21 protein-coding genes are annotated in these 22,411 nt (G+C 59.0%); 9 read left to right on the forward strand and 12 right to left on the reverse strand.

Annotated features, from left to right (window positions below; genetic code table 11):
• Positions 1-134: 134 nt before the first annotated feature.
• From pntA to fabV, 4 genes are all read left to right on the forward strand, one after another.
• Complete coding sequence (gene pntA / locus CLM71_RS11305) at positions 135-1,664, forward strand: Re/Si-specific NAD(P)(+) transhydrogenase subunit alpha (RefSeq protein WP_105231083.1); 1,530 nt, start codon at positions 135-137, stop codon at positions 1,662-1,664.
• 10 nt (positions 1,665-1,674) lie between these two features.
• Positions 1,675-3,063, forward strand: coding sequence for a Re/Si-specific NAD(P)(+) transhydrogenase subunit beta (pntB, locus tag CLM71_RS11310; RefSeq protein ID WP_054305037.1), 1,389 nt, complete (start codon positions 1,675-1,677; stop codon positions 3,061-3,063).
• Between the two features lie 176 nt (positions 3,064-3,239).
• Positions 3,240-3,668: a VOC family protein gene (locus tag CLM71_RS11315; RefSeq protein ID WP_197710659.1), complete on the forward strand. Its 429-nt coding sequence runs from the start codon at positions 3,240-3,242 to the stop codon at positions 3,666-3,668.
• A 187-nt stretch (positions 3,669-3,855) separates the two neighbouring features.
• On the forward strand, positions 3,856-5,049 hold the full coding sequence (fabV, locus tag CLM71_RS11320) for an enoyl-ACP reductase FabV (RefSeq protein ID WP_105231085.1): 1,194 nt from the start codon (positions 3,856-3,858) through the stop codon (positions 5,047-5,049).
• A gap of 63 nt (positions 5,050-5,112) precedes the next feature.
• Here the strand turns inward: fabV and uspE are convergent, their stop codons facing one another.
• The 3 genes from uspE to ogt all read right to left on the reverse strand — a co-directional run bounded on the left by uspE (position 5,113) and on the right by ogt (position 7,684).
• The gene (uspE, locus tag CLM71_RS11325; protein WP_105231086.1) at positions 5,113-6,075 is read right to left on the reverse strand and encodes a universal stress protein UspE; all 963 of its coding nucleotides are present in this window, start codon (positions 6,073-6,075) and stop codon (positions 5,113-5,115) included.
• Positions 6,076-6,201: 126 nt separating this feature from the next.
• On the reverse strand, positions 6,202-6,963 hold the full coding sequence (locus CLM71_RS11330; protein WP_105231087.1) for an FNR family transcription factor: 762 nt from the start codon (positions 6,961-6,963) through the stop codon (positions 6,202-6,204).
• Between the two features lie 196 nt (positions 6,964-7,159).
• Positions 7,160-7,684 (reverse strand): methylated-DNA--[protein]-cysteine S-methyltransferase, encoded by a 525-nt coding sequence (gene ogt / locus CLM71_RS11335; RefSeq protein WP_105231088.1) that lies wholly within the window; start codon positions 7,682-7,684, stop codon positions 7,160-7,162.
• 286 nt (positions 7,685-7,970) lie between these two features.
• On the opposite strand from ogt, the gene CLM71_RS11340 reads away from it, so the two are divergent.
• The gene (locus CLM71_RS11340; RefSeq protein ID WP_105231089.1) at positions 7,971-9,713 is read left to right on the forward strand and encodes a lysophospholipid acyltransferase family protein; all 1,743 of its coding nucleotides are present in this window, start codon (positions 7,971-7,973) and stop codon (positions 9,711-9,713) included.
• Between the two features lie 210 nt (positions 9,714-9,923).
• Entirely contained in the window at positions 9,924-10,646 is a 723-nt protein-coding gene (locus tag CLM71_RS11345) for a flagellar brake protein (protein ID WP_105231090.1), read from the forward strand.
• Positions 10,647-10,674: 28 nt separating this feature from the next.
• Here the strand turns inward: CLM71_RS11345 and pdxY are convergent, their stop codons facing one another.
• The 3 genes from pdxY to CLM71_RS11360 form a co-directional block, all read right to left on the reverse strand.
• On the reverse strand, positions 10,675-11,514 hold the full coding sequence (gene pdxY, locus CLM71_RS11350) for a pyridoxal kinase (RefSeq protein ID WP_105231091.1): 840 nt from the start codon (positions 11,512-11,514) through the stop codon (positions 10,675-10,677).
• A 137-nt stretch (positions 11,515-11,651) separates the two neighbouring features.
• Positions 11,652-12,419, reverse strand: coding sequence for a D-alanyl-D-alanine endopeptidase (gene pbpG, locus CLM71_RS11355; protein ID WP_232251680.1), 768 nt, complete (start codon positions 12,417-12,419; stop codon positions 11,652-11,654).
• Positions 12,420-12,601: 182 nt separating this feature from the next.
• The gene (locus CLM71_RS11360) at positions 12,602-13,516 is read right to left on the reverse strand and encodes a LysR family transcriptional regulator (protein WP_105233332.1); all 915 of its coding nucleotides are present in this window, start codon (positions 13,514-13,516) and stop codon (positions 12,602-12,604) included.
• Positions 13,517-13,612: 96 nt separating this feature from the next.
• Between CLM71_RS11360 and CLM71_RS11365 the strand changes: the two genes are divergently transcribed.
• Positions 13,613-14,182 carry a chromate transporter gene (locus CLM71_RS11365; protein WP_105231093.1) on the forward strand — a complete coding sequence of 190 codons (570 nt, stop codon included), beginning with the start codon at positions 13,613-13,615 and terminating at the stop codon, positions 14,180-14,182.
• Positions 14,179-14,700 (forward strand): chromate transporter, encoded by a 522-nt coding sequence (locus CLM71_RS11370; RefSeq protein WP_105231094.1) that lies wholly within the window; start codon positions 14,179-14,181, stop codon positions 14,698-14,700. The genes CLM71_RS11365 and CLM71_RS11370 overlap by 4 nt, the downstream gene beginning before the upstream one ends.
• Positions 14,701-14,779: 79 nt before the next feature.
• Here the strand turns inward: CLM71_RS11370 and CLM71_RS11375 are convergent, their stop codons facing one another.
• From CLM71_RS11375 to CLM71_RS11390, 4 genes are all read right to left on the reverse strand, one after another.
• On the reverse strand, positions 14,780-15,451 hold the full coding sequence (locus CLM71_RS11375; protein ID WP_105231095.1) for a dihydrofolate reductase family protein: 672 nt from the start codon (positions 15,449-15,451) through the stop codon (positions 14,780-14,782).
• A gap of 62 nt (positions 15,452-15,513) precedes the next feature.
• Positions 15,514-16,524: an alpha/beta fold hydrolase gene (locus CLM71_RS11380; protein WP_105231096.1), complete on the reverse strand. Its 1,011-nt coding sequence runs from the start codon at positions 16,522-16,524 to the stop codon at positions 15,514-15,516.
• A gap of 115 nt (positions 16,525-16,639) precedes the next feature.
• Complete coding sequence (locus CLM71_RS11385; RefSeq protein ID WP_105231097.1) at positions 16,640-17,812, reverse strand: histidinol-phosphate transaminase; 1,173 nt, start codon at positions 17,810-17,812, stop codon at positions 16,640-16,642.
• Positions 17,813-17,960: 148 nt separating this feature from the next.
• Complete coding sequence (locus CLM71_RS11390; RefSeq protein ID WP_105231098.1) at positions 17,961-18,866, reverse strand: DMT family transporter; 906 nt, start codon at positions 18,864-18,866, stop codon at positions 17,961-17,963.
• Positions 18,867-19,037: 171 nt separating this feature from the next.
• Here CLM71_RS11390 and CLM71_RS11395 point away from each other — a divergent pair, with 171 nt between their 5' ends.
• Complete coding sequence (locus CLM71_RS11395; protein ID WP_105231099.1) at positions 19,038-19,916, forward strand: AraC family transcriptional regulator; 879 nt, start codon at positions 19,038-19,040, stop codon at positions 19,914-19,916.
• A 5-nt stretch (positions 19,917-19,921) separates the two neighbouring features.
• On the opposite strand, the gene CLM71_RS11400 is transcribed toward CLM71_RS11395, so the two are convergent.
• The gene (locus tag CLM71_RS11400; RefSeq protein ID WP_105231100.1) at positions 19,922-21,136 is read right to left on the reverse strand and encodes a glycosyl transferase; all 1,215 of its coding nucleotides are present in this window, start codon (positions 21,134-21,136) and stop codon (positions 19,922-19,924) included.
• Positions 21,129-21,950, reverse strand: a complete 822-nt coding sequence (locus CLM71_RS11405) for a mannosyl-3-phosphoglycerate phosphatase-related protein (protein ID WP_105233334.1) — start codon at positions 21,948-21,950, stop codon at positions 21,129-21,131. Before CLM71_RS11405 ends, CLM71_RS11400 begins: the two co-directional genes overlap by 8 nt.
• Positions 21,951-22,411 lie beyond the last annotated feature (461 nt).

Raw genomic sequence — 22,411 nt, forward strand, 5'->3', positions numbered from 1 at the left:
CATCGATCCTATTTTCAGTAGGTTATAGGTAACGCCGCCATTTATCCGCCGGCACGCTTCGGCAACGGGTCAATGGACGGCGTTATCACTATGGGGTTGGAAGATAATAAGATCATAATCCGGAAGGGAATATTATGCGTATTGGTATACCTAAAGAACGGTTGGCCAATGAAGCGCGCGTCGCAGCTACGCCGAAAACGGTGGAGCAACTGCTGAAACTGGGTTTCAGCGTCGCTATCGAGCACGATGCGGGCAAACTGGCAAGCTTTGAAGATGTCGCTTATCAACAGGCAGGCGCGACGGTGGCCGACGCCGCAGAGGTGTGGCAGTCGGATCTGATCCTGAAGGTCAACGCGCCGCAGGAAGAGGAAATTGCCCTGATGCGCGAGGGGAGCACGCTGGTCAGCTTTATCTGGCCGGCGCAGAACCCTGAGCTGATGGAAAAACTGGCGGCGCGGCGTATTACCACGCTGGCGATGGATTCTGTGCCGCGTATTTCGCGCGCGCAGTCGATGGATGCGCTGAGCTCGATGGCCAATATCGCCGGCTACCGCGCCATCGTAGAGGCCGCGCACGAATTTGGCCGCTTCTTCACCGGGCAGATCACCGCCGCCGGTAAAGTGCCGCCGGCGAAAGTGATGATTATCGGCGCCGGCGTCGCCGGTCTGGCGGCTATCGGCGCTGCCGGCAGTCTGGGAGCGATCGTCCGCGCCTTTGACACCCGCCCGGAAGTGAAGGAGCAGGTGCAGAGCATGGGCGCGGAGTTCCTGGAGCTGGACTTCGAGGAAGAGGCGGGCAGCGGTGACGGCTATGCCAAGGTGATGTCCGAAGCCTTTATCAAGGCGGAGATGGCGCTGTTTGCCGCGCAGGCGGAAGAGGTGGATATTATCGTCACCACCGCGCTGATTCCGGGCAAGCCGGCTCCGAAGCTGATTACCAAAGAGATGGTCGCCAGCATGAAGCCGGGCAGCGTGGTTGTCGATCTGGCGGCGCAAACCGGCGGCAACTGCGAACTGACCGTCGCCGATCGCATCATCACCAGCGACAACGGGGTGAAAATCATCGGCTATACCGATCTGCCGAGCCGCCTGCCGACCCAGTCCTCTCAGCTGTACGGCACCAACCTGGTCAACCTGCTGAAGCTGCTGGCGAAGGAGAAAAACGGCGAGCTGGATATCGACTTTGAAGACAGCGTGATCCGCGGCGTGACGGTGGTGCGCGACGGCGATATCACCTGGCCGGCACCGCCGATTCAGGTTTCCGCCCAGCCGAAACCGCAGGCGCAGGCCGTGGAACCGCCGGCCAAAGAGGAGAAAAAACCGATTTCGCCGTGGCTGAAGTATGGCCTGATGGCGCTGGCCGTGGTGCTGTTCGGCTGGCTGGCGGACGCCGCGCCGAAAGAGTTCCTGTCGCACTTCACCGTGTTTGCGCTGGCCTGCGTGGTTGGTTACTACGTGGTGTGGAACGTCAGCCACGCGCTGCATACGCCGTTGATGTCGGTCACCAATGCGATTTCAGGCATTATTGTGGTTGGCGCCCTGTTGCAGATTGGCCACGGCGGCTGGGTGAGTTTCCTCTCCTTTATCGCCGTGCTGATTGCCAGCATCAATATTTTTGGCGGATTCACCGTCACTCAGCGCATGCTGAAGATGTTCCGTAAATAAGGGGTAACCAATGTCTGGTGGATTAGTTACAGCAGCATACATTGTTGCCGCTATTTTATTTATCTTGAGTCTTGCGGGGCTGTCGCGTCATGAAACCTCCAAGCTGGGCAACCGCTTCGGCATCGCCGGGATGGCGATTGCGCTGATTGCCACCATCCTCGGGCCGGACGCCGGCAACGTGGGTTGGATCATTATCGCGATGATTATCGGCGGATCGATCGGCGTTTATCTGGCGAAGAAGGTGGAAATGACCGAAATGCCGGAGCTGGTGGCGATGCTGCACAGCTTCGTCGGCCTGGCGGCGGTGCTGGTCGGTTTTAACAGCTATCTGGACCATGGCGCGCCGATGGAGCCGGTGATGGAGAATATCCATCTGAGCGAAGTGTTCCTCGGCATCTTTATCGGCGCGGTGACCTTTACCGGTTCCATCGTGGCATTCGGCAAGCTGCGCGGCAAAATTTCCTCCAAGCCGCTGATGCTGCCGAACCGCCATAAACTGAACCTGGCGGCGCTGGTGGTCTCTTTCCTGCTGATGGTGATGTTCGTTTCCAGCGACAGCGTAGGGCTGCAGGTGTTTGCACTGCTGGTAATGACGGCGATCGCGCTGGCGTTCGGCTGGCATCTGGTGGCCTCGATCGGCGGGGCGGATATGCCGGTAGTGGTGTCAATGCTCAACTCCTATTCCGGTTGGGCGGCGGCGGCGGCCGGCTTTATGCTGAGCAACGATCTGCTGATCGTGACCGGCGCGCTGGTCGGCTCCTCCGGCGCCATCCTGTCTTACATTATGTGTAAGGCGATGAACCGTTCGTTTATCAGCGTGATTGCTGGCGGTTTCGGCACCGACGGTTCGTCTACCGGCGAGGCGGAAGAGATGGGCGAATACCGGGAAACTACGGCGGAAGAGGTGGCTGAACTGCTGCGTAATTCCAGCTCGGTGATCATTACGCCGGGCTATGGGATGGCGGTGGCGCAGGCGCAGTATCCGGTGGCGGAAATCACCGAGAAACTGCGCGCCCGCGGCATTAACGTGCGCTTCGGCATTCACCCGGTCGCCGGCCGTCTGCCGGGCCATATGAACGTGCTGCTGGCGGAAGCCAAGGTGCCGTACGATGTGGTGCTGGAAATGGACGAGATCAACGACGACTTCGCCGATACCGACACCGTGTTGGTGATCGGCGCCAACGACACCGTTAACCCGGCGGCGCTGGAAGATCCGCGCAGCCCAATTGCCGGCATGCCGGTATTGGAAGTGTGGAAGGCGCAGAACGTTATCGTGTTTAAACGCTCGATGAATACCGGCTACGCCGGCGTGCAGAATCCGCTGTTCTTTAAAGAAAACAGCCAGATGCTGTTCGGCGACGCCAAAGCCAGCGTGGATGCGATTAAAAACGCGTTGTAATCGTCGGGCGTCGGCATGATGAAAACTGCAATGCCGGTCACGTTACGTGGCCGGCATTTTTTTGCGGTCAACCGCCTGGCCGCCTATGCTGAGTAGTTCAGCAACAGTGCATGAAGGGGAGCGCGTATTACGCGCGCCGTTGAGTGACAATGTCACCGACAAGCTGCCTGAGGTGAATGATGAAAGCGAGAATTTCCGTGCTGACGCTGGCCGTTGCCGATCTGGAAAAATCCCTGGCCTTTTATCGTGACGGTCTGGGCCTGCCGACCGACGGTATTATCGGCCGTGAGTTTGAACACGGCGCGGTGGCGTTCTTCGAACTATCCGGCGGGGTCAAACTTGCCATCTGGGCGCAGGACGACCTGGCGCACGACACCGGACTGGCGAAAACGCCCATTAGTTCGACCGCCTTTTCCATCGGGCACAACGTCGCCAGCCGGGCGGAGGTTGATGCCATCATGACGGCGGCGCAGCGCGCCGGGGCCGGGATCGTCAAATCTGCGCAGGGGACGTTTTATGGCGGCTATGCCGGCTACTTTCGCGACCCGGACGGGCATCTATGGGAAGTGGTGTGGAACCCGCACTGGGCCTTGCCGGACGACTGAAGCCCGCCAGGCGGCATGTCGCCGGCGTTCATCAGGACAATCCCGGCGTGCGGACGGGTAAAAAATGCGGAATTTGACGTCAGATGGGCCATAATTTGTGCAATCCAACACATCAGATCACAATTAAGGGGCGTAATGCGGTATCTTATGTCCCGATTTCATCCATTTAACGGATCCTAGACCCAATATGATTATCAAACCTAAGGTTCGCGGCTTTATCTGCACCACCACTCATCCGGTGGGTTGTGAAGCCAATGTTCGTCGTCAGATTGCCTATACCAAACAGCAGGGCGCTATCGCTGATGGCCCGAAACGCGTATTGGTTATCGGCGCCTCCACCGGTTATGGTCTGGCCTCCCGTATCGCTGCGGCTTTCGGTAGCGGCGCGGCCACTATCGGCGTGTTCTTCGAAAAAGCCGGCACCGAAACCAAGCCCGCAACTGCCGGCTGGTATAACTCCGCCGCGTTCGACAAGGCTGCCAAAGAAGAAGGCCTGTACGCGAAAAGCATCAATGGCGATGCGTTTTCCAACGAATGCCGCGAAAAAGTGATCGAACTGATCAAACAGGACCTCGGCCAGATCGATCTGGTGGTTTACTCGCTGGCTTCTCCGGTGCGTAAAATGCCGGAAACCGGCGAAGTGGTGCGTTCTGCGCTGAAGCCAATCGGCGAGGTGTACACCACCACGGCGATTGACACCAACAAGGATCAGATCGTCTCCGCCACCGTTGAACCGGCGACGGAAGAAGAAATTGAAAACACCATCACCGTGATGGGCGGTCAGGACTGGGAACTGTGGATGTCCGCGCTGGAAGGCGCCGGCGTTCTGGCGGAAGGCGCGAAATCCGTGGCTTACTCCTATATCGGCACCGACTTGACCTGGCCAATCTACTGGCACGGTACGCTCGGCCGGGCAAAAGAAGATCTGGACCGCGCAGCGACCGCTATCCGCGGCGATCTGTCCGCTAAAGGCGGCACTGCACACGTAGCGGTGCTGAAGTCCGTGGTGACCCAGGCTTCCTCCGCCATTCCGGTGATGCCGCTGTATATCTCCATGGCTTTCAAAATCATGAAAGAGAAAGGCATCCACGAAGGCTGCATGGAGCAGGTCTACCGCCTGATGCGCACCCGTCTGTACGGCGACGACAAGGCGCTGGACGACCATCAGCGCATCCGTATGGACGATTGGGAACTGCGTGACGACGTGCAGCAGGCCTGTCGCGACCTGTGGCCGTCCATCACTTCGGAAAACCTGAGCGAGCTGACCGACTACACCGGTTACAAGCAGGAGTTCCTGCGCCTGTTCGGCTTCGGTCTGGAAGGCGTGGACTACGATGCGGACGTCAACCCGGACGTGCGCTTCGACGTTATCGAGCTGTAATTCTCAGCCAGACGTCAACAGGGCCCCGCGGGGCCCTGTTTTGTTTATGACTGGCGTGTTGCTCTAGTCCTCATCGTCATGCTCATCATCTTCATCGGCCTCAATCGGGCAGTTGAAGTCTTCCGGCTTGATCACCAACAGGTCGCATTTCAGATGGTCGATCACATGTTCAGCGGTGTTGCCGATAAAGGCGGCGGAGATACCGGTGCGCCCCAGGGTGCCCAGCACCACCACGCCGGCCTGCAGGTGCTCGGCCAGATCCGGAATCACTTCTTCCGGCAGACCTTTCTCGACGTGGGTAAACTCTTCATTGATGCCAAATTTCTGGCGTAGCGCCTTCATCGCGATCAGATGCTGGCCGCGAATGGCGTCGTTGTAAACGCTGGGGTCAAAATCGGGAAGCTCGATGGCGATATTGATCGGCGTAACCGGGTAGGCGCCGACCAGATGGACTTCCGTTTGGTTAACGTTTTCCGCCAGTTCGACGGTTTCCTGCACCAGACGGATATTGAGCGGGTCGTGGTACGGCTCTTCGCTGGACAGGTTGACCGCCACCAGCGCCTTGCCGCCTTCCGGCCAGGGTTGGTCTTTCACCATCCACACCGGACACGGACACTTACGCAGCAGATGCCAGTCGGTCGGGGTAAAGATTACCGATTCCAGCCGGTCATGCTGATGCGCCATTTTCAGTAGTAAATCATGCTGTCCGTTCAGCACCTCTTGAATAATGGCCTCAAACGGACGGTTGTGCCAGACCACTTTGATTTCGATGGGCACGCCATCTTCCAGATAAAAGCGACACTGTTCCTTGATCCATGCGGCACGCTGACTGATAACGCCCTGGCGCATTGCCGTACGTTCATCCGGCGACAGCAGGGTGGTCATTTCGTAAGAGAAGTCATAGATAGGAAGGAAGGCCTTGATGCGCCCGCCATTCCGCTTGACCAGGTATACCGCCCGGCGCAGCGCCGGCTGGTCATCCTGGTTGGGGTCAATAGCCACCAGAAGATTCTGATACATCGCCATTAGGGCCTCCTTACAGCTGAAATCAACAGTCTGTTAATTTACAGAGTAACCCAACATTGAAAAACAGAACAGCGGAGAGAGGATGAGCCGGATCAATAATTAGAAATTATTGATCCGGCGATGGTATCAGACGGCAGCGACGCTGATGCGCGGGGTGCCGGCCAGTTGCGACAGGGCATCCGCATTCTCGATGGTAATGTATTTGCCTTTGACGCTGAGAATTTCGTTTTTCTGGAAGCGGCCCAGCAGGCGGCTGATGGTTTCTACCGTCAGACCGAGGTAGTTGCCGATATCGCCGCGCGTCATGGTCAGGCGGAACTCGCGCTGCGAGAAACCGCGTTCGGCAAAGCGGCGCGACAGATTATAGACAAACGCCGCCAGACGCTCTTCCGCGTTCTTTTTCGACAGCAACAGGATCATGTCCTGATCGCCTTTGATCTCGCCGCTCATCAGGCGCATGATCTGCTGGCGCAGATTCGGCATTTTACCGGCCAGATCGTCCAGCGTTTCGAACGGGATTTCGCAGACCATCGAAGTTTCCAGCGCCTGGGCAAAGCTCGGATGCTTCAGCGAGCCGATGGCGTCAAAGCCGACCAGATCGCCGGCCAGATGGAAGCCGGTAATCTGCTCGTCGCCTTGTTCGGTAATGGTGTAGCTCTTGATGGTTCCTGAACGGATGGCATACAGGGACTTCAGTTCATCACCAGCTTTGAACAGCGTTTGACCCTTTTGGATCGGCTTTTTCCTTTCAATGATGTTGTCGAGCTGGTCAAGCTCATGGGCATTGAGGGTGAAAGGGATGCACAGCTGGCTGATGCTGCAGTCCTGACAGTGGATCGCACAACCACCGGACTGGATACGACGGATCACGCGTTTTTCAGGGATCATAGATTACGCTCACGCAATAATTGATATGCGTCAATTTTAACATCTTTTGCGGCAGGTTATAAGGGTATCAATAGGAAGAATAGGGGCATAGTGTGCGATATTTAATCATTTCGCTGTGCTTTTATGCTGTTCGCGAGCAAACTATATGATTTGAAATGAAAAGCCGCACACGGGCCGGTGCGCGGCTTTAAAAACGCTACAGCAAATCTTTTGGTAAAAAGCCTTCGTGTTTCAGCAGCCACTGTTTGCGCGCCACGCCGCCGGCATAGCCGGTCAGCGCGCTCTGGGAGCCAATCACCCGATGGCAGGGCACCACGATGCTGACGGGATTGGAGCCGTTCGCCATGCCGACGGCGCGTGAGGCGGTCGGTCGTCCGATACGTTTTGCCAGCTCGCCGTAGGTGATGGTTTCCCCGCAGGGGATGCGGCGAAGCTGCCGCCAGACGGTACGCTGGAATTCACTGCCGGCGGTCATGACCGGGATATTGTTGATGACCTCCAGCTCGCCGGCAAAGTAGCGCTGCATCAGGCTGCTCAGACCGCCGGGGTCACGCTGTTCCTGTAGTTGGAAACCGCCGCGGCGGTAATGGGTATTCAGCAGCTTGATCAGCTTGTCGTAATAGTCGCTCCAGTCGACGGCGCGCAGCTGACCTTGCTCATCGGCAATCAGCACCAGTTCACCTATCGGCGTAGGCATCCGGTCAATTAAAAATGTCTGCATACGTTCACTCCTCTTCACTGATGGGCCGATTATTACATGAAACCACGCGCGGCGATGGCGGCTTTCGGACATTAACCTGCACATTACCCACAAGGTATTAGCAGGGTTGCGCGCGTATTTTTGAATCAGGCTCAAAGCCGGACTATGCTCAATAAAGCCTGATGCCTTTTTCACCGCCCGGGACGTGCGGCGGGGCGGGAGGTTTAATTTTTTCGTCATCTTTCTGACATGTCGCAGTCATACCGCTGGCTTAACTTTGCTGCGACTAGGCCAAGGAGATAACACGATGTTTAGCTTGGACACTTTGCTGCAAGACGCTTTTCCGCATCGCAATCCCCCCGCCTGGCAGCGTAGCCTGCTGAGAAATCTGCTCTTCGAAAAAGAATTCAAACAGTTTGCCGCCGACTATCCGCATCTGCGCGGGCTTGACCTGGTTGAGCAGGTGGTGGACTACTTCAACCTCAGCTGTGAACTGGTGGACGGCGATCTGGAGAATATCCCGAGCCAGGGGCCGGTGGTGCTGGTGGCTAATCATCCGATAGGCTCGCTGGACGGCCTGGCGCTGCTGCGCGCCGTGGCGGCGGTGCGTCAGGATGTGAAAGTGGTCGCCAGCCAGGTGCTGAGCTATATCGAGCCGCTGAGCAGCCTGTTTGTCCCGGTCGACAATGTGGCGTACAAGACCAGCCGTCAGCAGATCCAGGCCATGCAGCAGCAGTTGGAACGGCAGGGCGTGCTGATTATGTTCCCGGCCGGAGAGGTATCGCGCATCAGCCCGCAGGGGATCCGCGACGGCCACTGGCATACCGGCTTTCTGCGGCTGGCGGCCAAAGCACGGGCGCCAATCGTGCCGATTCATATCAGCGCCCGCAACAGCAGTCTGTTTTATCTCGCCTCGCTGGCGTATCGCCCTTTGTCGACGCTGCTGCTGGTGCGCGAAATGTTCCAGCAGCGCGGCGGCCGCATCAAAATGCGTATCGGCGGGCGGATTCCGTTTAACAGCTGGCACGACGGCCACACCAGCGCCCGCGATCTGGCCGAACGTTTTCGCCGCCATGTGTACCGCCTGGGTCAGGGGAAAAGCGGCCTGTTTGCCAGCGAGTCGCCCATTGCCTTGCCGGAAGACCGCCAGGAACTGAAAAAAGCGCTGAAAGCCTGTGAACAACTGGGAAAAACTCCCGATGGCAAAGCGATTTTCCTCTATCGGCGGCAGGATGATGCGCGCTCGCCAATCCTGCGGGAATTGGGGCGCCTGCGGGAGATTGCATTCCGCGCGGTGGGGGAAGGCTCCGGCCGCCGCCGCGATCTGGACAGCTACGACGACGACTATTATCACCTGGTGCTGTGGGATGAAGAGGCGCTGGATATCGTCGGCGCCTACCGCTTTATTCCCACCGGCGAACAGCTGGAACGCAAAGGGCTGGCGGGCATCTACAGCAACAGCCTGTTTGATTATGACCGCGATATGATGCCGATACTGGCGCAGGGCATTGAGTTGGGCCGCAGCTTTATTCAGCCGACCTATTGGGGCAAACGCGGGCTGGACTATCTGTGGCTGGGCATTGGTGCTTATCTGGCCAAATACCCGCAATATCGCTATCTGTTCGGGCCGGTGTCGATCTCCGGTGGCATGCCTGTTGCGGCGCGGGATCTGCTGATTGCCTTTTACCGGCTCTATTTTGCCTCTGACAATCCGCTGGCCCAGTCGCGTCAGCCTTATCCTGCTTCGCTGCCGCAGGTGCTGGCGCAGTTTGCCGGCGATGACTATCAGGGCGATCTGGTTCGGCTGAAAAGCCTGCTGAATAACCTGGGTTGTTCGATTCCGACGCTTTACAAACAGTACAGCGAGCTGTGCGAGCCGGGCGGCGTACAGTTTATCGATTTTGGCACCGATCCGGCCTTTAATAACTGTATCGACGGGCTGGTGCTGGTCGATCTGTCCAGACTCAAACCGGCCCGCTATCAGCGCTATATCGCCATCCATCAGCCGACGCAGGGTGCAGACGAGCACCGCCAGCGCATCACGCCTTAACCCGTTATCCTGCCGTTTACGCTGCTCCTGACAAAAGAATAGTCAGGGGCACGCGTTGCTTCGCCTGCCGCTGCCTCACCCGTAAATACGTAACTAGCAGATATTTCTTTGTTTAGATGTAAAAATATGTAAATTTGACTTTAAGATTATTCGCAGTAATGATAAGCGTAAGGAATTTGTAAGTATGAGTGAAAAAGTCAGGAGAGACGAGTGGAGCAGCTCAATAACGGACTGTTTATCAAGCAAGAGCGTTTTGAAGTTCTGGCCATTTTGCGAGATATCTACAAGCAGCGCACGCCGATGCGCATCGCTAATCAACAGCAACAATTCTTTTACAGCCAGCTATTAAGCGTGGGCGCCGGCAATATCGTCTTTGACTGCAGCGATTGTCAGCAGTGCACCGGCGGTCAGCTGCAGGTGGTGATTGAAGGCTATGACGCCAAAATCGAGTTTTTGGTCGATAGCGCCGAGCGGATACGTCATCAGGAAAACGAGGCATTTTCTGCCCAACTGCCGAAAGAACTGAGGTACATTCAACGTCGCCGTCAGCCGCGGATTACTACGCCTTACTGGCGCGATTTCTATTGTCACGGCGATTGCCCCGACGGTTCGCCTCTGCAATTGCGCATCCATGATATTTCCGTGGGCGGCGTCGGCCTGCGCCTGGACGGCGAGGTTCCGTCGTTTCTGCACCCCGGCTTTATGTTCCACAAAGTCCAGCTGAACCTGGACAGTTACGGCACCTTCAAAGTGAATATGGAACTGCTGGCGATCTCCGACGATCACGACGTCAGCCCGGAAGATGAAGAGGATAACCGGCATTTTTCCCGCCTTTCCTGCCGTTTTACCGATGTCAGTCCTGCCACAATGCGCAAATTACAAAGCGCGGTGTATGCATTCGATCTGGACTTCAACAAAAAGAAAAAACGTTGAGCGGCGCGGCGTGCCGCGCCGGCCTGCTTTATTCTGACGCCGACAGACGGCCAATTTCTCCCCAACCGTAACGAGCCGCCTCCGTCAGAGCGGCACATACCTCTTCAATCGCGTGATAAACGGCGTTCTCCGCTGGTTCGCCGGCCAGCAGCCGGCTGACCAGCAGCGCGGTAAACATATCGCCGGTGCCTTTGACGTTGGCGTCAATTTTGCGATGGCTGATGGATCTGGCTTCCTCGGCGGTAACCCACAGCAGACCGATCTCCTGTGGATCGGCCCGCTGGTCGGGGACGCTGGTTACCAGCACCCAGCGGGTGACATCATTCAGCAGCGCCCGCGCGGCGCGTATGGTCTGTTCCGGGCTGGTCAGCGTTTCACCGCAGATCTGCTCCAGCTCAAAGCCGTTGGGCGTCAGCCCGTCGGCCAGTTGCAGGAATGGTGACCGGTAGCTGTCGACCAGCCGCTGGTTGACGTAAACCCCTTCGCCGTAATCGCCCATCACCGGGTCAATCACGATCAACACCTGCGGATTGAGTTCTCTGACGCGCCGCAGCCAGTTCGCCAGCAGTTGACATTGGCTGTCATTACCCAGATAGCCGACAATGACCGCACGCGCCCGCTGGGCCACACCGCGCGCCAGCAGATCGTCGAGAAAGCCGCCGAACCAGTCGTCGGGGATCACGCCGCCGTGCGGCGGGCCATAATAGGGCGGACAGCCGAATAACACCGTCGGCACCTGCAGCGCCTGTAACCCCTTGGCCAGCAGAGTGCGGTAGGCAATGCCGTTGCCGACGCTGCCGTAAATGACCTGTGACTGAATGCTGATCACATCGATCGGCGCAGGCGACAAAGAGGAAAACTGTGGCATGGGCGCTTCCTTAACCGAAAAAGAGTTTACGGTTGATTATCGCGCCGTGCGCGGCAATAAGCGATAGCAAGATAGCGGGGAGTGGGGCGACAGCAGAAAACATCGGCAACGGCCGCGCGTGACGCGGCCGTTCGGGGTCAGGATTCTAGCCAGTTCTTCAGGCGGATGGCGTCACTGTAGTGGCCATAGCGCTGCTGTGAACCCAGCAAAATCATCACGATCGGCTGGCCCTTAATGACCGTGCGCACCACCAGACAGTGGCCGGCCTCGTTGGTGTAGCCGGTTTTTTGCAGCCGGATATCCCAGGCATGATTGTTAATCAGACCGTTGGAACTGCGGTACACCAGTTGGCCGCGGCCGGGGTGCACAATCTGCTGCTTATCGGTGCTGAAGGCGCGAATGGTCTGATAGCGGTAGGCGTGCTTCACCATTTTCAGCAGATCGCGCGCGGTGGAGACATTGCGCGGCGTCAGCCCGGTCGGATCGCGGAAACGGGTGTTTTTCATACCGATCTGGCGCGCCTTGCGGTTCATCCGGGCGACGAATGCCGGACGCCCGCCGGGATAGTAACGGCTCAGCGCCGCCGCCGCGCGGTTTTCCGACGACATCAGCGCAATATGCAGCATATCGCGTCGGCTGAGGACGGAGCCGACGGTCAGACGCGAGTGGGTTTTCTTCAGTAAATCACGGTCGGCGCGGGTCACCTTTATTTTATTGCCCAGCGGGCGTTTATTATCCAGCACCACCATGGCGGTCATCAGTTTACTCAGTGAGGCAATCGGCATACGTCGGTTGGCCTGTTTCTGATACAGCGTCTTGCCGGTCTTGGCATTGACCACCAGAGCGGCGCGGGAGTGCAGAGCGAGCGGGGCGGAAGCCTGTGCAATAGAGACTGTGGACAGCATGACGCAGGCGGCTGCGACGGCTATCAGCCGGCGGGAAAGAGAATTAAACAATGACATGACACCGTGACTTTTGACTAAAACGATTAACAGATACCGTCATGAGTCTGCCGAGCAAATGTGGAGAAAATAGGGGGAACGGGGCGAGGTTTTGAGCAAACGCCCCACGATTAATAATAAGCAGGCTACTTTTCTGCGGCCACCGCTTCGCTGACCAGTTCGCGAAAACGGCTGACGATGGGTGAGTGTCGGTTGCCGCGCAGCGCCAGATACAGCGGCGCGGCCAGGTCATCCGCATCGCGGATGGCGCGATAAACGATGCCGTCGCCGCCAAGGCGGCGCATCGACGCCGGCACGATTGACAGCCCCAGGCCGGCACCGACCAGGCTGAGCGTCGCCGGCAGGCGCGGGGCCTCCTGCACGATGCGCGGGCTGAAGCCGGCGCGGTAACAGGCGGCAAGGATGGCGTCGTACAGCCCCTGTCCCGCCGGGCGGCGGTAAAGAATAAATGCTTCATGGGCCAGCGCCGTCAGCGGCAGCGGCGTCTGGGCATTGTCAGCCAGCCGGTGGCCGACCGGCAGGGCGATCAGCATACTTTCGCGCAGCACCGGTTCAATACTTAAACCGGGAATTTCACTGACCGGCGAACGCACAAAGGCCGCGTCAAGCCGCTCGTCAACCAACGCATCCATCAACTCCCCGCTGCCGGCCTCTTCCAACTGTGTGGCGACGTCCGGCAGGATTTCGCGGTAGCGGCGCAGCAGGTTGGGCACGAACGGGTGCAGCGCCGCCGAGCTGGTAAAGCCGATGGCGATATGCCCCTGTTCACCGCGGGCGGCGCGGCGTACCGCATCCCCCAGCGTTGCGGCGCGTGCCAGCAGCGCCCGCGCCTCACGGAGCAACACATCGCCGGCGTCGGTGGCGCGCACGCCGCGCGGCAGGCGCTGCAGCAGTTGCACGCCCAGTTCCTCCTCCAATCCCTGCAGCAGGCGGCTGAGCGGCGGTTGCTGAATGCACAGCCGTTCGGCGGCGCGGGTAATATTGCCTTCCTCAACCACGGTGACAAAGGCTTTCAGCCGGCGCAGTTCAATCATATCAATACCCTCAAGGTATGGTTTGTATCCAGGAAATGCATTAGACATCATGGCATGCGTGCGCGCATCATACCAGCCATCAAACGGCAAGTGAGAGGCGTCATGGCTGAGACGAACATGGTGAAGGTATCAACAGAAACGGTGGTTCCCGGCAACTGGGCGCTGTTTCAGGGGTTTTTAATGCTGGGGTTGATCGGCTTCGGCGGCGTGCTGCCGCTGGCGCGGCGGATGCTGGTTGAAGAGCGGCGCTGGTTGAGCGGCGAGCAGTTTACCGATCTGCTCGGCCTGTGCCAGTTTTTGCCCGGCGGCAATGTGATTAACCTGTCGGTGGCGGTTGGTATGGAGTTTCGCGGCCTGCGCGGCGCCTGCAGCGCGCTGCTGGGGCTGATTTGCGCGCCGACGGCAATTGTGGTTGTCTTGGGCGCGGTCTATGCGCGTTTTCAGAACGACGCTCATATTCAGCATCTGTTCGCCGGGCTGGCCGCCGCCGCCGCCGGGCTGCTGTTGGCGACCGCGTTAAAAATGTTGCAGCCGCTGCGTGGCCGCTGGCTGGCGCTGGCGGTCGCCGCGCTGTGTCTGCTTGCGATCGCCTGGCTGCGTCTGCCGCTGTTGCCGACCATGTTGACGCTGGCGCCGCTCAGCATTTTGCTGGCCTGGAGAAAATGGTTATGATTCCAGTGCTTATCGCGTTAGCGGTCATCTTTAGCGAGCTTTCTCTGATGGCGTTCGGCGGCGGCATCACCATTCTGCCGGAGATGCAGCGACAGGTGGTTGAGGTGCATCAGTGGATGAGTGCGCAGGAGTTCAGTGCGTTGTTCGCTATGGCACAGGCGGCGCCGGGGCCGAATATGATGGTGGTGCCGCTGATCGGCTGGCACGTCGCCGGCTGGGCAGGGTTGCTGGTGTCCTCGCTGGCCAAGTTTGTGCCGTCGTCGCTGGTCACCTTACTGGTGATGCAGGTGTGGAAGCGTTTCAAGGATCGGCCGTGGCGGCGCTACGTGCAGGCCGGGCTGGTGCCGGTAACGGTGGGGCTGGTCGCCGCCAGCGGCGCGTTGATCGCCGAGGCATCGGCCAGCAACTGGCGTCTGGCGTTGCTGATTGGCGTCGCCACGCTGCTGAGTATGCACAAACGGCTGCATCCGCTGTGGGTACTGGCCGGCGGCGCGCTGCTGGGGCTGTTGATTGCCTGAGATGAGGTGCCCTGCGCCCTTTAAGCGCAGGCATGCCGACTCATTGCTGCAGAAACTAAAGCTTCTGCCATAACCAATTTTACCAGGGGTGTTCCGGCTCGCGGGCATGTTCCAGTGCGAAGGTGCCCAGCTCGATTTCCCCGCCGCGCTGATAGTGCGCAATTACCACGCCGCTGGGGGTACTGAGCGCTTTTTCCAGCGTAAAGGCCATCGCCGTCAGCCCCTCGGCGAACAACCGTTTACCGTCTCCCAGCAGTACCGGATAAATCAGCAGCCGCAGTTCATCCACCAAATCGTAGGACAACAGCTGCTGTACCAGTTCGCCGCTGCCCTGCACGATTAAATCCGGCCCGTCTTCGGCCTTCAGCGCATTCAGCGCCGCCGGCACATTCTGGCCCAGAGAGTGGCTGTTCTGCCAGCAGAGCGTGTCGCTGTGATGGGTAGCAACGTATTTGGTCGCCTGATTGAACAAGCGCGCCGCATCGTAACTGATTTGATCGAAACTGCCGGCCGCAGGGTCGCTTTCCACATAGGGCCAGTGCGCGGCGAAAATGTCATAGGTTCTGCGCCCCAGCAGCAGGTCGAACGGGCGGGAGAACAGATCGCCCATGGCGGCGGCGATCTGGTCGTCCCAGTAGGGCACCGTCCAGCCGCCGTAGCGAAACCCGCCGGCGCGATCTTCTTCCGGCGCGCCCGGCGCCTGCATCCCCCCGTCCAGGCTGAGAAAGGCGCCAACGATAATCCGTCGCATAATGCTACCCTCGGTTGATTATTACCTTTTAAGGGTAGAGCGCTGACGCCGACTCTGCCAATTCACCCCCGTGAGCGCAGCGCCTTCAGCAGCGCCTGGTGGAATTTCTCCGGCTGTTCCATTTGCGGCGCATGGCCCAGACCCGGGAACTCGACCAGCGTCGCCTGTGGGATCAGCTTCGCCACCTGCTTGCCCAATTGGTGATAGTCGCCAATCTGCGCCTTGACCGCCGGCGGGGCAATGTCGCTGCCGATCGCCGTGGTATCGTCGGTGCCGATCAGCAGGGTGGTCGGCATCTGCAGGTTTTTAAATTCGTAATAGACCGGCTGGGTATAGATCATGTCGTAGATCAGCGCCGAGTTCCACGCCACCAGCCGTTTGCCGGGGCCGTTGTTCAGCCCGGCCAGCATATCGACCCAGCGGTCATACTGCGGCTGCCAGCGGCCGCCGTAGTAGGTTTTCTGTTCATACTGTTTAATGCCGGCGGCGCTGGTTTTCAGCTCGCGCTCAAACCATTGATCGACGCTGCGCCAGGGCACGCCTTTCGCCTTCCAGTCCTCAAGGCCGATCGGGTTGACCATCACCAGTTGCCGCGTTTGCTGCGGATACATCAGCGCATAGCGCGTGGCCAGCATACCGCCGGTCGAGTGGCCGACCAGCGTCGCTGAGGTGATCTTGAGTTTTTTCAGCAGATCGTGGGTGTTTTGCGCCAACTGCTGGAAGCTGTATTGGTAATGCGGCGGCTTGCTGGAGCTGCAGAAACCGATTTGATCCGGGGCGATCACCCGGTAACCGGCCTTGCTCAGCGCCTTGATGGTATCTTCCCAGGTGGCGCCGCAGAAGTTTTTACCGTGCATCAGCACCACGGTCTGCCCGTTGGCGTCGCCGTCGGGCGCGACGTCCATATAACCCATGTTTAAGGTCTGACCCTGTGAGCGGAAACTGAATTTTTGCAGCGGATAAGGGTAGTGAAAACCTTGCAGTTCGACGCCATATTGCGGGTTTTCAGCGGCGCCGACGGCGCAGGGCAACAGCGCGCCCGCCAGCAGGGCGCAACGGGAAAGTTTTAACATCCTGAAGTCCTTATAAAAAGCGAAAGAGTCCTGAGTATAGTGGCTAATGCGTACGCGCAGGGTAAAGAACGGTCAACGCTGGGCGATAGCCCCGCAGCAGCGGGGCGACGGACGGCTACAGCTGCTTCTGGCTGCGGAACTGCTTCAGGGTGTGGGCGACAAAGGTCATTTCCTGCGGCGTTCCCAGCGAGATGCGGCACCAGTCATCGGCCGGCGGGAAAGCACGTCCCACCAGAATGCCTGCCTGTTTCATTTGCTGCTGGAAGGCGGTGAGTGGCGTGGTGAGCTTAAAGAACACGAAATTGGCTTCCGACGGTAAATAGTCGAGGCCTAATTCGTCCAGCGTCTTCAGCAATATCTGCCGCGAAGTATCATTGCTTTTCTTGCTGTAGGTGACGAAGGCCTCATCGTGCAGCGAAGCCAGAGCGGCGTCCACGCCGCAAAAATTGATCTTTTCGCCGGCCACGTGATTGGCCAGGCGGGCGATCAGCGCCGGTTGCGCCACGGCGTATCCCACGCGCATGCCGGCCATGGCGTAGATTTTGGAGAAGGTTTTCAGCAGGATCACGTTGTCGGCGCCCTGTTTCAGCAGCGGGCCGACCGAGCGGAAGCGCGGGTCGTTGACGAATTCGGCATAGGCTTCATCAACAATAAACACCGTATTGGCCGGTTTGCTGGCGATCCAGGGTTCGATCAGGTCGGCCGGCGTGATGGTGGCGGTGGGATTGTTCGGGTTGACCAGATACACCAGCGACGGGCCGGCGTGGTTGGCAACCGCCTGTTTCAGCCCGTTGATATCGAACTGCCAGCCGTCCAGCATTGGCACTTTGGTGATTTTCATCCCGGCGATGGCGGCGAAGTGCTCGCCGTCGCCGTAGGTCAGCGCCGGGATCACCAGCTGTGTATCCAATGTGGCGTAAGCCTCGATAGCGGCGCGAATGCCCTCCGAAGAGCCGGCGGTCAGCAGAATGGACTCGTCTGGCAGTTGATAACGGCCGGCCAGCTGGCTGCGCAGCGCGATAATTTCCTCTTTGGCGTAGCGGTTGGCCTTGACCACGGCGTCGCGCGCCGCCGCCTGCGCCCGCGGCGACATGCCGAGCGCATTTTCATTGAAATTGATGCGGATAGGATGTTCGGCCGTCGGTGTGGTAAAGCCGGCCGAGGACGACGGCTGCGCATCGGCCAGGGCGCTGCGGCTCAGTCCCGCCAGCGCGACGCCGCCGGCCAGAGCGCCCGAAAGTTTTAATAACTGTCTGCGTTTTACATTTAATGTATGGCTGTCTTGCATCTGCACTTCTCCTTGCTGAAAAATCGTGGCAAGGAGCAGGGGCAGGAATCGTGCCAACTTGTAACTCATTGATTTATTGTGGTTCCCGGCCAGCGTTGCACTGTAACGCATCACGGCGGCCGGGCAACTGCACCATGAGGCATGCAGGTTATGCTATGCGGCGTTGCACTAACCGTCTGAACCAGCGGGGATTGCTGAACATAACCAGGTTGCCGAGCAGGATCAGGCACAGGCCGATCACCGCGTTGCCATGCCAGATATACCCCTCATACAGCGTCGAAATGGTCAGCGCCACCAGAGGAAACAGCAGGGTGCTGTAAGCGGCGGCGCTGGCGCCGATGCGTCCCAGCAGGCTGAAATAGGCGGCAAACGCGATCACCGAACCGAAAATTGCCAGATATAACAGCGACCCCAGATAGCGGCTGTTCCACTCAATCTGAAACGACGCCCCCTGCGCCCAGGCCAGCAGCCCCATCAACAACGCGCCGTAGCTCATGGCGTAAGTATTGGTCGACAGAATATCCAGCCCGTGGCGCTGGTGGCGGCTGCCGATCATATTGCCGAGCGAAAAACCCAGCGTGCCGAGCAGGCACAGCCCCACGCCGTGCAGCAGCTCCGGTGCCGGCTGTGCGGCCCGCAGCTCGTGCCAGAACAGCGCGACAATGCCGCTGACGCCGAGCAACGCGGCGGGCAGCAGGTTCGGGCCGGGGCGCTGACCGAAGAATATCAGGCCATTAAGCGCGTTAAACAGCACCGCCATGGAGAAAATAACCGACTCCAGGCCGCTGCTGACGGCCGCCGCGGCCAGATAGAAACAGTAAAAGTTGAAGCCGAACACACAGCAGCCCTGCAGGAGGCAGAACAGATGGTCGCGCAGGTTGATGCGGCGCAGCCTGCGGGTCAGCAGCAGCGCCAGCCACATCACCAGCGCGGCGATAGCGAAACGGTAGCTGATGGAGACCGGAATGGCGACCGGTCCCTGTTGCTGCAGATTAATCGCAATCCAGGTGGTGCCCCAGATCAGCACCACCGCCAGGTATAACAACGCATTCATCAGGTAATCACTCCAGCGGGAAAGAGGGGCGATTATGCGTTGCCGGACCGTGGAGCGCTTGCAGACGCCTGCGGCGAGTTGCATATTCTTGCGCTTTTTTTACCGGCGCAGTGGTGCCGCGGCTCGCGACTCCTTACACTGGAAGCCTGTTTATCATCCTCGGAGCCAGGCATGTCAGCGTACAAGGCGTTTACCACACTGCAGGAGCATAAGGCCCGGCTGCATCATCACCTGCATCTCGCGTCCGGCGTGGAGCTGGCGGCCTGGTCCAACTGTGACGATCGCATTACTCAGGAAAGCGCCGACCACCATACCCTCAGCCTGTACGTCGCCGACGGCTACGAGTGCTACCAAAAGGTGCCGGACGGCTGGCGCAACGGCGGCGGGCCGGACCATTTTTGCATTATGCCGCGTCAGTATGAGTCAACCTGGGACGTGCGCAGCAATCTGTCGTTCGCTCATCTGTATTGCACCGATCGTCATCTGCGGCAGCTGGTCGAGCAGACCTGGGACCGCAGCCCGGCGTCTATCAACGTTGAGGCGCGCTCTTTCGGCGAAGATACGCAGATTACGCGGCTCTACCGTCAGTTTTTGCTGAACGTCGACTGGCAGGACAGCGCCAATCAACTGACCATCAGCAGCGCGGCCGGCATGCTGATGGCGCATTTGCTGCAGCATTATACGCAGCTGCAGTGGCGGCTGCCGTCGGTACGCGGCGGGCTGGCGCCGGCGGTGCTGCGCCGGGTGTGCGATTTTATCAATGAACATCTGGAGCAGCCGCTGCTGCTGGGTGAACTGGCGGCGCAGGCCGGACTCAGCGAATTTCACTTTGCCCGCATGTTTAAACACGATACCGGTCTGGCGCCGCACCAATACGTGATGCGGGCGCGGCTGCAGCGGGCGGCGCACCTGCTGCGTCACGGCGTATTGCCGGTGACCCAGATTGCGCTGGCCTGCGGTTTCAGCTCCGCCAGCCACTTCAGCAACCGCTTCAAGGCGTATTACGGCATGACGCCGCAGCAAATGCGCCAGGGTACAACATCGGCCTGAGCGGCCTACTGATTATCTTCTTCCACCGCCTGATAAAGCTGCTGCAGAATATCGGGGAAGGCCGACTGCACGCGATTCCAACTGGGTACAAACGGTTTGCTCTCCGCCGGCGCGTCCATAAACTGCTGGCCGGCCTGCGTAATTACCTGGGCGAACAGCTCCACCGCTGACTCCTCGCTGTGGCGGTCAAACGTCAGGCCGTTGATTCTGGCATCGTGGTCGAAGGCGTCAATCATATCCAGCGCGGTGCGGTAGTAGGTGGCGCGCAGCACGCGAAAAGAGTCGCTGGTGATGCTGACGCCCTGGATCGCCAGTTTGCGATACAGCGCCTTGGTAATATCAATGGCCATGCGCTGCAGGCCGCCGGCGGGGTCATGTTCCGACATCGGCTGATGTTTATGATCGTAATTATCGGCAATATCCACCTGACAGATGCGGTTGGTGGCGGTGGTGCGCTGCACTTCCGATAGTACGCCGATTTCCAGCCCCCAATCGCTGGGAATGCGCAGATTGTTGAGAATATGGGTGCGCATGGCGAATTCACCGGACAGCGGATAGCGGTAGCTGCGCAGATACTCCAGAAAGTCTGAGTTGCCATACACTTTTTGCAGCGATTTCAGCAGCGGGAAAACCAGCAGCCGGCCGACCCGGCCATTTAGTTTTCCGTCCGCCACGCGGGCGTAATAGCCTTTGCAAAAATCATAATGAAAGTGCGGATTGGCCAGCGGATAGAGCAGGCGGGCCAGAAGATGACGATCGTAAGTGACAATGTCACAATCGTGCAGTGCTACGCAGCTGCTGCGGCGTGACGCCAGCGTATAGCCGCTGCAAAACCAGACGTTGCGGCCTTTGCCGGGTTCACTCGGCGCCAGCCCTTTGTCACTGAGCCGGCTGGCGATGGCGCTGAGGCGCGGGCCGTCGTTCCACAAGATACGATGCCGCTGCGGCAGGCGGGAGAAGAAGCGTTTGGCATGCTCAAACTGCTGCCGGTCGGCGCGATCCAGGCCAATGACGATCTCCTGCAGATAGGGCACCTGCGCCAGCGTTTCGACGATATGGTCCAGCGCCGGCCCTTCAAGCTCCGTATAGAGCGAAGGTAAAATCAGCCCCAGCGGCGTGCGGCCGGCGAACACCTGTAGCTCATACTCCAGCTCGGCAATTGGCCGACGGGTCAGATTATGGAAGTTGGTGATGATGCCATCCTGATAAAACTCACTCATGGGCAATCCTCCGCGCTTTACCGGGTAACAGAAAGTGGTCCAGTCCCTCACTCCAGCCGGCCGGGCCGGTTTGTCGGCTGCGGTACAGCCGGCCGCGCCGTGTCGCTGGCAATGGAAGGGGGTCAGAGCGCAGGGAGCGGATCAGCACGGCATAGTCCGCGCTCTGCAGCAGCGGCAGGTCGTTCGGCCCGTCGCCCAGCGCCAGCGTGGTGAAAGGGCGTTGATGGCGTCGCTGATAGTACCGGATCAACCAGCGGGCGGCGCGCCCCTTGCTGACGCCGCGTCCCATCACATGGTAAAAGCGGCCGCCACGGGTCAGCGTCAGCCGCTGTTGCGCCAGCGCATGGCGAAAGTGCGCCAGCTGCTGCTGATCGTCCAGCCAGCACAGTGGTTCGGAGCCTGCGCGCTGTCGCGCCAGCCGGGCCTCCTGCGGGGTAAATCCGCACCACTGCGCCACCGTCGCATCGTCGGCGTCGGCAAAGCCGCGAAAAGCGAAACTGGCGTGCAGGCGGTGCAATGCGTTGACAATGGCGGCATAGTCCGCGCCAAAGATACGCGCAGGGTGACGCCAGCCGGGCGGGAAAACGATCTGCGCGCCGTTTTCGGCGATAAAAGGAAAGGCGCTCAGGCCAAGGCGCTGCTGCAGTATGGCAATTTCCGCCGCCGTTTTACTGCTGGCGATAATCAGAGGTATCCGCGCGGCGCTGAGGCGGCCCAGCCAGGGCTGCGCCGCCTGCCAGCTGTAACTGTCATGATCCAGCAAAGAGCCGTCCAGATCGGTAAAAATCAGCAAATTGTCTTTCAGCGTCAGCATCTTATCCCCATCGGTCATTACGTGGCGCCGCAGATGCGGAGCGCGCGCCTCAGCGTGGATTTTGTGACGTACGTCACAATTAACCCTAATGGGTTATCTCGGTTCGTGCAAGTTTCACCGCCACAGGCTGGATTTGATGATAGGAAGTTAGGGAAATCATCAGCGGCATGGTGGTGGCCGGAACGGAGCAACAACAGCCGCCCCGGGCTGTGTGTTAAATAGATATTTTGAGCGCGTGCAATTACCGTTTTTTGTGAATATTTCGTTTACAGGTGAAGTCGTGAATTCATTTTTATGATGAGTCATTCGTCTTTATTTTTCATAGCCAATGAGATTCCGATGTTATTGTTTTATAAGGTGTAAATTTGCGTTCCGGGGCGTTGATTTTATCCGGCTCAGGCATAGAATCAGCGCAGCCGATATCAACCGTCGTGGTTGAGACGGTTTAATTTCATCGATAA

The organism is Serratia sp. MYb239 (genome assembly GCF_002966855.1).
Taxonomy (GTDB): Bacteria; Pseudomonadota; Gammaproteobacteria; order Enterobacterales; family Enterobacteriaceae; genus Serratia_B; species Serratia_B rhizosphaerae.